General features: G+C 59.8%; 8 protein-coding genes. 1 reads left to right on the top strand and 7 read right to left on the bottom strand.

From position 1 onward, the window contains the following. Positions 1-32: 32 nt before the first annotated feature. The 6 genes from Q1K07_RS08690 to ptsP all read right to left on the bottom strand — a co-directional run bounded on the left by Q1K07_RS08690 (position 33) and on the right by ptsP (position 9,212). On the bottom strand, positions 33-1,433 hold the full coding sequence (locus Q1K07_RS08690; protein ID WP_300309849.1) for a hybrid sensor histidine kinase/response regulator: 1,401 nt from the start codon (positions 1,431-1,433) through the stop codon (positions 33-35). Then, positions 1,417-2,589, bottom strand: a complete 1,173-nt coding sequence (gene nosP, locus Q1K07_RS08685) for a nitric oxide-sensing protein NosP (protein ID WP_300309848.1) — start codon at positions 2,587-2,589, stop codon at positions 1,417-1,419. Before nosP ends, Q1K07_RS08690 begins: the two co-directional genes overlap by 17 nt. Positions 2,590-2,690: 101 nt before the next feature. Further along, entirely contained in the window at positions 2,691-3,257 is a 567-nt protein-coding gene (locus Q1K07_RS08680) for an antibiotic biosynthesis monooxygenase (RefSeq protein WP_300309847.1), read from the bottom strand. 353 nt (positions 3,258-3,610) lie between these two features. Beyond that, positions 3,611-5,386 carry a PTS fructose-like transporter subunit IIB gene (locus Q1K07_RS08675; RefSeq protein WP_300309846.1) on the bottom strand — a complete coding sequence of 592 codons (1,776 nt, stop codon included), beginning with the start codon at positions 5,384-5,386 and terminating at the stop codon, positions 3,611-3,613. After that, a complete protein-coding gene (gene pfkB, locus Q1K07_RS08670; protein WP_300309845.1) occupies positions 5,383-6,348 on the bottom strand; it encodes a 1-phosphofructokinase in 966 nt (321 codons plus the stop codon). Before pfkB ends, Q1K07_RS08675 begins: the two co-directional genes overlap by 4 nt. Next, positions 6,345-9,212, bottom strand: a complete 2,868-nt coding sequence (gene ptsP, locus Q1K07_RS08665) for a phosphoenolpyruvate--protein phosphotransferase (protein WP_300309844.1) — start codon at positions 9,210-9,212, stop codon at positions 6,345-6,347. Before ptsP ends, pfkB begins: the two co-directional genes overlap by 4 nt. 289 nt (positions 9,213-9,501) lie before the next feature. On the opposite strand from ptsP, the gene cra reads away from it, so the two are divergent. Beyond that, positions 9,502-10,506 (top strand): catabolite repressor/activator, encoded by a 1,005-nt coding sequence (gene cra / locus Q1K07_RS08660; RefSeq protein ID WP_300309843.1) that lies wholly within the window; start codon positions 9,502-9,504, stop codon positions 10,504-10,506. 81 nt (positions 10,507-10,587) lie between these two features. Here the strand turns inward: cra and Q1K07_RS08655 are convergent, their stop codons facing one another. After that, positions 10,588-13,011, bottom strand: a complete 2,424-nt coding sequence (locus Q1K07_RS08655) for an ATP-binding protein (RefSeq protein WP_300309842.1) — start codon at positions 13,009-13,011, stop codon at positions 10,588-10,590. Between the last annotated feature and the right edge of the window lie 47 nt (positions 13,012-13,058).

The raw sequence follows: 13,058 nt of genomic DNA, 5'->3' as shown, positions 1-13,058 counted from the left end.
GGGCCTAGCCACTCATGGCACGAGCGCATGTTTCAGGAGCACTCGTTCCTCGCCCCTTCCAGCAAATGCACCAGAGCCTGACGCAAGCGTAGCGGCTTGACCGGCTTGCGCACACAGGGAAAACCACGCTCACGACAGCGTCGTTTGATCGCAGCGTCACGGTTGGCAGTGATCAGCATGGGCATGAGCCAGGGATAGTGCTGGATGAGCCGCTCCGCCAGCGACAGGCCATCGCCATCTTCCGCATCCAGGTGATAGTCGACCAGCAATATCCCCCGACATGCTCTGTCGGCTTCAGCCAATTGCTCTTCCAGTTCGGCAACACATGTGGACACATGGACATGGCATCCCCACCCACCGAGCAACGCCTTCATGCCATCGAGAATACGGGCATCATTATCGAGTACCCATAGATGGGCACCACTCAGATACTCACTACCCCGCCATGGCACCGCACTAGGGAGCGTCGGCTCCATGGCCGGAGATACACGCGCATAGGGCAACATCAGGGCAAACAATGTGCCTTGTCCTGGTTGGCTTGCCAGCCGCAAGGGATGATCGAGCAGACGCGCAATGCGATCGACAATGGCCAGACCAAGCCCCAATCCAGGAGACTGCCGAGAAACCTGGTCACGCCCGCGGCGAAATTCGAGAAAGACTTCCTCACGGCGAGACTCTGGAATGCCGGGGCCAGTATCGGCAACCACTATCTCAAGTCCCTCGGCACGACGCCGACAGCCCAGCAACACCCGCCCTGTGCTGGTGTAGCGCACCGCATTGGAAACCAGGTTGCGTATCACTCGCGCCAGCAGTGCCAGATCCGATTCCACCACCGCAGAGCTGGCCACATACGAGAACGCCAGGCCCTTGGCCTGGGCCATCTGGCGTGATTCCTCTGCCAATGCATCGAGCAGCTCAGTCACGGCAAAAGGCGCCACATCAGGGGTCAGGACGCCAGCGTCCAGACGTGAAATATCCACCAGCGTACCCAGTAACTGCTCTACATCCCGCAGGGAGCGCCCGATATTGGTGACCAAGGTTCCCGCGTTTCGGTCCAGTGACAGCTCTTCCAGTGCACTGGTAAACAACCGCGCTGCATTCAGCGGCTGCAGCAGATCGTGGCTGACCGCTGCAAGAAAGCGGGTCTTGGAATGATTGGCCGCTTCCGCCTCGCGGCGCGCATCTTCCAGGCGTGTGTTGGTCTCGGCCAGCTCATCCAGAGTGCGATGCAAGGTATCCGTTCTCTCACGCACCTGCTCGGCAAGCAGCACCGCATGCTCGAAGGCGCCATAGGGGGCTCGGCCGGTTCCTGCGGACTCCACTCTCTCCATCAGTGCCTGGCAGATACGTCGCAGGCGCCGATTCTCTTCGAACAGTTGCTGTTCCAGGGGGGTCTTCGGTTCGCCATCGGCGACATCACTGAGCAAGTCCAATCGCCACTCCGGTAAAGGTCTGATTCACATGCATGCCGTGATGCTGTTCGCCATAGGTGTTGAAGCCTATCACTCGGGCAGCGGCCAGACGCTGAGAACCTTCCTCGATCAAGCCCAGCGACTCCAGTTCCAGGCGGCGCAGGAAGCAGTCGCAACCAATGATCAGCCCTGGGCGCCCCAGGCGAGCTTCCAACCCCGCCATGGTCTCATCCAGGGCATCAAGCTGCGGGACAGCCTGCATGGCCGTGAGCACAATGCCGTTTTCCACGGCGCAATAGAAGCTCAGGCTGCCATCGGCATTGACACTCTGGATCGAACGCACGAACCAGGCATCGCCCAGTTTCACTGCCAGTGGGTGACGGGCAAACACCCCTTCGTTCAAGGCTTCAACTGGCAACCCGACCAAGCGTGCATATTCCTCCACTGCTGGCAGGGCATTGAGCTCCACAACGCGGCGGGCCGAAGGGTCTGCCTGGGTCACGACCAGCTTTTCACCCCGTGAGACCAGATGGTGGGCGGAAAACACTTCAAAGGGGTGATGGGTCGTGATCAGCACGACCACGGCAGCATCACTGTGAAAGCGTTCACCGGCAAAGACATGGGTATGCGCCAGGTGGTTATCGTCACCAGCAGAACCGCCAAAACTCGGGATGCCTCCCAGGGCAGCATCCAGGATCGCCAATACCTGCTCCTCGCTGGCCGAAAGCCCATCGAGCAGGGTCAAGGCAAAGGTTTCACCACCGCTACCGGAAAAGCGTCGGCGGGCTTCCTGCACCAGGCCATCGACCCGGCGTTGGGCGGCTTCCAGCGTCACACTATCGAGTTCGTCGATCAGCGTGGCAGCCACACCAAAGTGATGGCTATCAAACCCCATGGCCACGATGCAGCCACGCTCATAGCCCGCCGGGGTAATTTCTCCTGCTGTGGTACAGCCCGCCAGCGGGGTCTCGCCAAATGCGGCATTCAAGGCCTCACCGAGGGAGTCGAGTGGGTATTCCGCACTGACGAAGAACAATACGAAACCTAGATCGGGATGCATCAGCGCTTGGCGCAGCTCCTGCGCGACTTGCTGTGGATCATGACTGCGGCTGACGGCGATACGGACACCTTGTTCCAATGGCAACCGGGAAAGCGCCTTGGCTCGGGATTGCGCCATACAAGGACTCCTGAAGGATCATGATGCTCATCCTGTCAGGAGTGCGAAGGACCCTCAACGCGACCATCTGAGTAGGCGTACTCCCCCTTGCGGCTGCTGTGTCATCCTCTCCTGACCCGCAGACGCCACTTGCGTCCAGGCTGGGCCTGCAACCAGGGAGCCAGCAGGCGTGTTACCAAGGGAATGAAGAAGAACACCATCACGGGGGTCAGCATCAGGGTATTGGCAAGGGTTCGCGGTACCAGTGGCAAGCTGGCCAGGGCTTCTCCGAATATGAACTGGAACAGCAGCGATACGGGGAAGAATGCCAGCCAGATGGCAATCGCCTGTTTCCAGCGCGGAGGCGTTCGCGGGCCCGGCGCGGAAAACCATCCATCGATGCCAGTTGCTCGCTGTTCCTGAGGCGACTCGAACAGCCCTGCTCCACGGTTCAGCCATGCCCGACGGGATGCCGAGTGTTCCCAACGGGCTAGGGTCCGGTCATCCTGGAAACGGAAGATGATCTGATACTGGTCGTCGCCAGGCGGCGGCGCCAGAACTCCGGATCCCAGGTAGCCGGGGAAATCGGCAGCCAGTTCCCTGCCCTCGTCCAGCCAGTGCATGAAGTCCTGGTAGCGCCCACGAGCTACGCGGCGAGCCACCATCAAGGTAACGGGTTGTGTCGACATAGGGATCTCCTCGTCGCATCCAGGCCCGGCATCACTTCCGGATAGGAAATGCTGCCAAGGCATGTCGGAGCAAGATGACTGACAGTCGCCTGCCAACCGCCTCGGTAGACCAGATATGGCCCTGTGTATTTACTGCACTGCAATATGCGCGCCATTATGCCATGCAACAAAGATATTCAAATATTTTTCTGACATATAAGCCAAATGCAGAGAAATCATCTACGTAACGGTGTTGTTACGCATAAAAAAAGGCCTGACAAATCTGTCAGGCCATAAGGGTCATCTTCTTTCTGGAGCATCAATGCATGCCCATGCCTCTTTCATGGGCATGCTGATTTACCAGGGCTCATGCCTCAGCTGTTGACGGTCACTGCCATGGGTGCGGCTTCGCTGCGCTTGAGCGCGGCATAACCCAGCCCGGTCACGACAGACCCCGCAACGATAGCCAGCAGGTACCACACCACCGGGGTGATGGCATGGGGAATCAGCAGCACGAATATGCCACCATGCGGCGCCATCAGTTGCGCGCCAAACAGCATGGACAAGGCACCCGTCAGAGCGCCACCCAGCATACTGGCAGGAATTACCCGCAGCGGGTCCTTGGCCGCAAAGGGAATAGCCCCTTCCGTAATAAAGCAAAGACCAAGGACGAATGAGGCCTTGCCCGCTTCGCGCTCGGCAACCGCGAACTTGCTGCGCGCGACAAAGGTCGCGATGCCCATGCCAATGGCAGGCACCATGCCCGCCGCCATGATCGCGGCCATGGGAGCATAGGTTTCCGAAGCCAGCAGCCCCACACCGAAGGTATAGGCTGCCTTGTTGACCGGCCCCCCAAGATCGAAGCACATCATGGCACCGAGCAATGCGCCCAGCAGTACGGCGTTGGTGGATCCCATGCTCTTGAGGAATGCGGTCAATGTGCTCAGGATACCCGCCACCGGCGTACCGACGATGTAGATCATCACCAGTCCCGTCACCAGGCTGGCCAATAGAGGAATGATCAGAATCGGCTTGAGTGATTCCACGCTTGGCGGCAGTTTGACATAGCGCACGATGGCCTTGGCAGTGTAACCGGCGAGAAAGCCAGCCAGAATGCCGCCGATGAACCCCGCACCGAGATCTGCCGCCAGCAGGCCACCGATCATGCCGGGAGCAATACCGGGACGGTCAGCGATGGAATAGGCGATATAACCAGCCAGTACCGGGACCATCAACTTGAAGGCAGTGCCTCCACCGATCTGCATCAAGGCGGCAGCCAAGGTGCCCTCTTCCTCGAAAGCCTTGATACCGAAGACAAACGACAGAGCGATCAGCAGGCCACCAGCCACCACCATGGGCAGCATGAAGGACACCCCGGTCAACAAGTGCTTGTAGACGCCCTTTTCCTTGAAGCTCTTGGCGGCCTCGGACCGCCCGCCAGCCTGGTCTGTGGCGCCCGCATCTTCCACCTGAGCTTCAGCAGCAGCAGCCTCTATGGTCTGACGTGACTTCTTCAACGCATTGCCCGTGGACGTGCGGTAGATGCGCTTGCCAGCAAATCGGTCTGCATTGACTTCAATGTCACAGGCCAGGATGACCAGATCCGCGGCCGTGATCTCTGCGTCACTCAACTGATCCTGAGCGCCTACCGAGCCCTGGGTTTCCACTCGTACCTTGTGGCCCAGACTACGCCCGGCTTCCGCCAGGGCCTCGGCTGCCATGAAGGTATGTGCAACACCGGTGGGACAAGCGGTCACGGCGACAATGTTGAGTTTGCTGTCAGTGTCTTGCGAGCCTTTGGCAACCGCTGGGGAAGCGTCCCCGGAAAAAGCATCCCCGGTAAAAACCTCCGCCTCGCGGCTGGCACGCTGGAGAAAGGCCTCAGGTTCGGGCAGCACCTCCTGGAGGCTAGCTCGATACAGCCGCTTGCCAGCAAAACGGCCTGCATCAGGAATCTGTTCCCCAACGGCAATCACCAGCTCCGCGTCCTTGATGGCACTGGCCGACAGGGGCTCGACCTTGGCCAGACTCGAATGCAGCTCCACATCAATGTGCCAGTTCAGCGCCTCGGCAGCCGGCTTGAGACGTTCCACTGCCAGATAACTCGTGGCAGTACCATTGGGGCAGGTGCTGATCAATATCACATTCATGCGAGTGCTCCCCCGGCCACGACGTCATTGAGACGACGCACCCTGGTGTCATCAAGAAGGTCGGAAAAATCACTGGCTGTCATATCGCCAACACCTACGTGGCGAACAGCTTCGGCAGATAGCGCCGTGGCCAGACGCAATCCCTCGTCAGGACTCATGCCTGACAACACGGCATGCAGCATGGCAGCAAACAGGGTATCGCCAGCGCATACGGTGTTGGCGACAGCCACCTTGGGCGGCAAGGCCTGCCATACACCCCGGGCACTGACCCAGGTCACCCCCCTTGCGCCATCGGATATCACGGCCTCTTCAATGCCTTGACCATATAATGAGAGCGCTGCCTGGTGCAGTGCGCCCTCATCATCGATCGGCTGCCCCGCCCATTCAGCCAGCTCTTCTCGGTTGGGCTTGACCGCACTGGCCCCGGCACTTACGGCGGCGTTCAGCGCCGCACCACTGGTATCCACCCAAAGCGGCACGCCATAGGCCCGCAGGCGCTTCACCATGCTGCCCATCGCCGCGGGAGGAAGTCCCGGAGGCAAGCTACCGCCGATCATCAGAACATCTGGACGCTCGTAGGCCAGGCGGGCTTCGATATGCTCGATCAGGCGCCGCCAACCATGCTCATCCACCTTGAGCCCCGGTGCATTGATATCGGTGACGTTGCCATTCGCTTCGCTCAGCTTGGTATTGATCCGAGTGGCTCCCGGAATGCGCAGAAAGCTGTCTGCTACCCCCATGTCCGCGAATGCCCTGACAAAAGGGGCATCATTGTCAGCACCAAGAAAGCCAGTGACCGTTACCTGATGGCCCAGAGCTATCAGGACCCTGGCCGCGTTGACGCCCTTGCCGGCAGCCTGGAGCTCGATGGACTGCGCCCGGTTCAGTTCCGTGGGACGAAGCTGGTCCAGGGATATCGAAAGATCCAGGGCAGGATTGGGAGAAATCGTCATCACTTTCATGAGAGGCTCTCCAGCATGTCGCGTACCGCTTCTGCCGTGGACTGCTCCAGTGCCTGACGAGCCTGTTCACGGGCCTGTTGCATGTCGAAGCCACGCATGCGCTCCTTGACCATGGGGACCTGACGAGCACTGACAGAGAGTTCATCGACACCAAGCCCCAGCAACACCGGAAGCGCCAGGCGGTCGCTGGCCAGTTCGCCGCATACCCCCACCCACTTGCCATGGGCATGGGCGGCATTGACGGTCAGCTCGATCAGGCGCAGTACCGCAGGATGCAGGCCATCGGACTGAGCAGACAGCTCAGGGTGCCCACGGTCGATGGCCAGGGTGTATTGGGTCAGGTCGTTGGTGCCGATGGAAAAGAAGTCCACGTCCTGGGCCAGGGTCTGGGCCAGGAGCGCACTGGAAGGAATCTCGATCATCACTCCCAGCTGCAAAGTGTCGCCGTCGAGCACGGCGCCTAGCTCTTCAACCACCTCGTCAAAAATCACCTTGGCAGCCCGAAATTCGGCGACATCCTTGACCATGGGCAGCATGATGCGCAGTGGCCTGCCATTGGCAGCACGGATCAGGGCGGTGAACTGGTCACGCAATACCTGAGGGCGAGTCAGAGCCAAGCGAATGCCACGCAGGCCAAGGAAAGGGTTGTCCTCCTGGGGCAGAGGCCAGTATGCCAACGGCTTGTCACCGCCGACATCGAGGGTACGAGCCACCAGTGGGCGCCCGTCGAGGGCATCCAGGGCGACACGATATTCCTTCTCCTGGGTTTCCACATCCGGCATGTCAGCATGCGACATGAACAGGAATTCCGTGCGCAGCAGACCAACCCCTTCCGCCCCGCGAGAGACAGCGTCTCCAGCATGCGCGGTGTTGCCGAGGTTAGCGGCCACCTCGACCCTGACACCATCGCGGGTCTGAGCTGGCTCGTAGCGGGCATCCCATGCCTTGGCCGCCAATTGCTCACGCTCTGCCATACGCTTGAGAAAGCGCTCACGACGCTGCGCCGATGGTGCGATCACGATCTGCCCACCTTCACCATCGAGCAGCAGCTCACCACCATCTTCCAGGGACAGAATCCCGGCACCCGCTCCTACGACAGCCGGAATCCCCAGGGCCCGGGCGAGAATCGCACTGTGTGCGGTGGCACCGCCCCGAGCAGTGAGAATCCCTCGTACACGCTGAGTGTCCAGGCGCGCCACATCAGAAGGGCCAATGTCATCGGTCACCAGAATGTATGGGCTATCCGGTGGCTGCGGTAGCTCTACGGCGCATAGCACGCCAAGTACGCGTCGGCCCACATCACGCAGGTCTGCTGCCCGTTCCGCCAGCAGTCTGTCGGCCAGTTGCTCCTGGGCCCTGGCTGCCGTATCGATCGCCTGCCACCAGGCCGCCTCTGCCGACTGCCCTTCGTTGATGCCCTCTTCCGCCGCCTGGATCAACTCAGGATCCGAAAGCATCTCCTGATGCATCGACAGGATGTTTGCCACTTCTCCGCCAGCGGTACCTGCAACGAGAGCCTGCAACTGGGCGATTCCTTCTTCCACAGCCGAACGCAGACGCTGGCGCTGCTCTGCTGCATCACTGGCCGTTTCGGGATAGGAAAAATCAGGCGTACGCAGCACGAACAGCGACGCAACGGCCAGGCCCGGAGAAGCCGCCACCGCCATGATGGGAGTATTGGGCTCAGGAGCCCTCGGACGCTCGGCCTGGGCCGTGTCCGATTGCATTCTGGGGGCACGGCCTTCCTCGAATGGAACGACCTGCTCACCCAGGCCATCAGTGACAGCGGCAACCAGCACATCCAGCGACGCATCAGCCCCTTCTCCCCGGGCAGAGAACACCAGTTCTTGACCACGACGGGCACCAAGGCCAATGACCTTGGTGAGAGAGGATGCCGAGACCGGCTGGCCATTGCCTTCCGCCAGACGTACCTGTATCGGCACTCCTGTGTCCCGAGCCTTCTGCACCAGGACCTTGGCCGGGCGTGCATGCAGACCATGGGCATTGAGAACCCTTACCCGGCGGCTGGTCGTGCCACTGGTTTCTCCGGCCAGGCAGGCCAATACCTGCTCGGCGTCCCATTCCCGCGGAGACGAATCAGCATCCAGCAGCGACAGCACTGAATTCAGCAATGAACGGCTGGCCTCTCCCTGTGCCGCAAAGCACAACGCCATCTCCACCGGTGCCTCGCTTTCATGGATGGGCGTAGAAGGCGTCACCACGGCAAGTCCGGGTGCCTGGACACCTTGCTCGACAGCATAGAGCCACAGCCCCTTTCCCAGAGATGTCGGCCTTTGTTCGAGCAGTGCAGATACAAAGGAGGTATCCACCAGACCCAGGCGACGAAGTCGCTGCGCGCCTGCCAGGCCCAGATCGAGCAAGTCCTTGGCGTCATGACGCAGACACAGGGTGTCACGATCCAGACGAGCCTGAACCACAGGCTTGGACAGCAGTTCGGCAACGGCTTCGGCGCTCTCTGCGCTGGCCAGGCGTTCGGCAATGCCTTCCTGATCGAGTACATGAGTGAGGCTGCGCAGGATATCCAGATGCTCATCGCTCTGGGCGGCAATGGTCACCAGCACATGCACTCGGTTACCGTCATGCCACTCAATCCCCTTGGGGAACTGAAGCACCCGGACACCGGTGCTGAGAACAGCGTCACGACTTTCGGGAGTACCGTGAGGGATAGCAATCCCATTGCCTAGCCAGGTAGAGGACTGAGCCTCACGGTCACTCAGGCCCTGGCGATAGCCTTGATCGACCAGGCCGGCAGCGCTGAGGGTATCGAAAGCCGCATCCAGAGCGTGCTGCCATGTCTCGGCCTGACAACCGAGCACAATATCGTTGGAGCTGAGCGTCAACATAAGAGATTCTCCGGCGGACCTTGCTGTGCGAGATGATATTCCTCACCCAGTGGCCTCTTGAGTATCAAGGTATTTGGCAAAATGCTGAATCGTGTCACTTACTATTATTCAAATGCTGATACGATTCTCCGATCATGGCAAGGCAAGCTTGCTACAACTTTCGCAGGGTGCAGCATGTCCATAAGCAGGTAGAATGCGTTGCCAGTGGGCGCAACTGCCTGCCAGGCAGCAAGTAATGCCGCTAACGCCGCAGGGGCAACTTCAGGAAGCGCTGAATAAAGGAGATGTCATGACATTGGCCGAGATCGCGCGACTGGCTGGTGTTTCACGTACCACGGCCAGCTATATCGTCAATGGCAAGGCCAAGGAGCGACGTATTCGCCAGGACACCATCGACCGGGTCATGGCGGTGGTCAGGGAGCACGGTTACCGCGTGGATGCCCAGGCAGCCGCCTTGCGGCGTGGTTCCAGCCGTATCCTCGGTCTGATCGTTCCGGATCTGGAAAACAGCAGTTATGCTCGCCTGGCCAAGCACCTGGAACGAGGCGCTCGTGCGCAAGGCTATCAGTTGCTGATCGTCGGCTCGGATGACAGGCCTGACAGTGAGCGAGAACTGGCCTTGTCGTTGCGCGCCCAGCGCTGCGAAGCGCTGATCGTCGCCAGTTGCCTGCCGCAAACCGATACGTTCTACTCCGAGCTGATGGACAGCGGTCTACCCATCATTGCCGTGGACCGAGGCCTGGCAGCAGAGCGCTTCGCCAGTGTCGTCAGCAACGACGCAGAAGCTGCACAACGGCTGACCCGTTCGGTCGTCGGGCCGAAAGTGAAGCAGGTCCTGTGGATGGATGCTGTACCACACCTGTCCATCACCAGCGAGCGCCGTTCCGGTTTCGAGGCCGCGCTGGCCAATGCTGGCCACGAGGTGGAGTGCACACTGCTCAGCGCCGAGCATTATGCTCGCGAGGAAGGAGCCCGTCTCTTCCGTGACTACCTTGAGCATAACGGCTTGCCCGATGCCCTGATCACCGCCTCATATACGCTGCTCGAAGGGGTGCTGGACACACTGCTGGCCCAGGGAGGTCTGCCCTCTCGCCTGGCCATGGCCAGCTTCGGCGACAACCGCTTGCTGGATTTCCTGCCCTTGCCGGTGAACTCGGCCGTACAGGATCATGAAACGATTGCCCGGCATGCACTGGCATTGGCCATGGAAGCGATCAATGGTGAGTACCGACCACAGCGCGTGGTCATACCTCGCCACCCACGTTGGCGCCTGCCACCGGTAGCCACTGCGTGACCTCCAGGAATGCATGAGCAGGAAGGCATGAGGCTGGGGAAATACATGACCGCCAGAGGCGGTCCGTAGCTCTGTCGCAACTTACTGTTGGAAAGCCCGCTCATAGGCCGCCATGGTTTCCTTGAGCAAGCGAGGTAATCGTTCCAGGCAGTCGGTCGTATCCTCGCAACGCCCTTCCCGGGCACGGCGCTCCAGCAGTTCTGCAGTCGCCGCCATGGCGTCGGCACCAATGCCTGCGGACTCGCCCTTGAGCTGATGCGCCAGACGCCCGAGTTCGGAAGCATCATGCCGCTCTGCGGCGTGGACAATCATCGGCAATCGCTCTTCCACCTGTTGCTGGAACAACTGCACCAGGCTCTTGCATTGCTCATCCCCCAGGCTACCACGCAAGGAATCAAGGGTCTCCGTGTCCAGTACCGAGCCCATGGTTGGCGTTGCGGGCACTTCCATTACCGTGTCGAAGAGATAACGCTGAAGCAGCGCCGACAGGTCATGCCTCAGAATCGGCTTGGTCAGATAGTCGTCCATTCCCGAGGCATGGCATTCTGCCTGATCGTACATGGCACCACCGGCCGTCATGGCCACGATGGGGACGCTGGCGCACCAGTCCCCGCGTGCTCTCAGCCGCCGCGTTACTTCGCGGCCATCAAGGTCCGGCATCTGGATATCCATGAGGATCAGGTCGAAGCGTCGCTGTTCACACAGCGATAGCGCTGTCTGCCCAGAAGCAGCAAGACTTACCCGGCATCCCAGGCTTTCCAGCATGGCCTGAGCCACTTCCTGATTGACCATATTATCTTCCACGACCAGCAGTTCGACTTCACCCAGCGCCTTTGGCTGTGACGTTTCCCTGGCGCTGGGCAGACCTGCGGCCAGAGAGGCTTCCCCATCGGTGGAGTGAGTGACTTCACCATCGGCGGGATGAGTAGGTAGCGCATCATCCTTGTCGATGTCAGGTTTGCTGGATACAGGTTTCCCCGCACGGGTCATGGAAGACTTGGCATTGGCCAAGCTAACCGGTGTTTCTCTACTGGCTGATGGCTCGCTCACACCTGCTGAGGGCTCGTTCACACCGGCTGAGGGTTCGTTCACACCGGCTGAGGGCTCTCCCGGTGCATACACCTCCCCCTGTGCAGAGGGAGCTTCCCATGATTGCAATGGTAGTTCGAACCAGAAACGACTGCCTTGCCCTTCACTGCTTTCGACACCGATCTTGCCATCCATGGCCTCGACAAGACGCTTGCAGATTGCCAGGCCAAGCCCTGTGCCACCGTAGCGCCGAACGATGCTGGGACCTCCCTGACGGAAAGGCTCGAACAATTGACTCAGCAACGCTTCATCGATCCCTCTTCCGGTATCGATGACCTCGAACAGCACCTGATCATCATATCCTTTCCTGACCAATACCCTCACGCTGCCCACCTGAGTGAACTTGATGGCATTGGTCAGAAGGTTGAGAAGAACCTGACGCAAGCGCCCTGCGTCACAACGGACATAGCGTGGTAGATCCTGGGTCAGCTCGGCACTGAGGGAAATACCCTTGGCTTCCGCCCTGGGAAGAAACAGGGCAATGGCATCATCGACCAGGGGCTTGAGTTCCACAGCCTGAATATCCAGGTCCATGCGCCCGGCCTCGATCTTGGAGAAATCAAGGATGTCGTCAATCAGGCCCATCAACTTGTAGGCACTGTCGTGGATGGTGTCGGAATAATGACGAGCTCGCTCTGGCAGTGGCTGCTCGCGCATCAATTCACTCATGCCAATGACGCCATTGAGCGGTGTGCGTATCTCATGACTGACCGTAGCCAGAAAGTCCGACTTGGCCTGGCTGGCCGACTGTGCCTGACGGGCACTGACTTGCAGTTCGGCACTGAGTATTTCCAATGCTTGGCGTGACGCTTCATTGTCGCGCGCCTGGCGCAGCAGGGCCATCAACATCACAACCCCGGCCAGGCTCATGCCAAGAATCAAGGCCATCAACCACATGTACATGCGCTGCAGGTGCAGACGCTCTTTATAGGCGGTATTGGCCAGATGCTCATTGATGGCAATGATCAGACGTTCAGTGGGCTGGCTCAGTTCGGCCAATTGCTGCCCAATCACCGAGACCGTCCTGGCGTCCAGATGATCCAGTCGTTCGATCTCATCGTCCATCGCGTTGAGACGAAACTCGATTTCATCCAGCAAGCGTGCTGCCGTTGCAGAGCTTCGCAGCATCTTGCGACTCTCACCACCCTGAAACAGGTTGAGTTTGCTGTAGAGTAATTCGAAACCAAGGCGGAAGCGCTTCAAGGCCGCCTCATCGAGCCCATCACGGAGAAGCTGGTGACGCAGCACTACCGTATCCCGATCGAGCTTGTAAGCATGCCAGGTAACGTTCTCACCCAGGCCATGTTTCAAGTTATCGTGGCGCCACAGAGAAAGCCCGATCAGCACCATGGCAGCGGTAAAAAAAGCCAGAGCAGCAACTGCACTGATCTTCAATCGCAGCGGATATTTCTGCACCAGTGCTCTCTCCTGCCGGGAATGGCTGACTTATCCTCGCTCCTTGA

The sequence above is a fragment of the Halomonas sp. genome (assembly GCF_029263665.1).
Classification (GTDB): Bacteria; Pseudomonadota; Gammaproteobacteria; order Pseudomonadales; family Halomonadaceae; genus Halomonas.
This window is presented reverse-complemented; position numbering and strand designations above follow the sequence as displayed.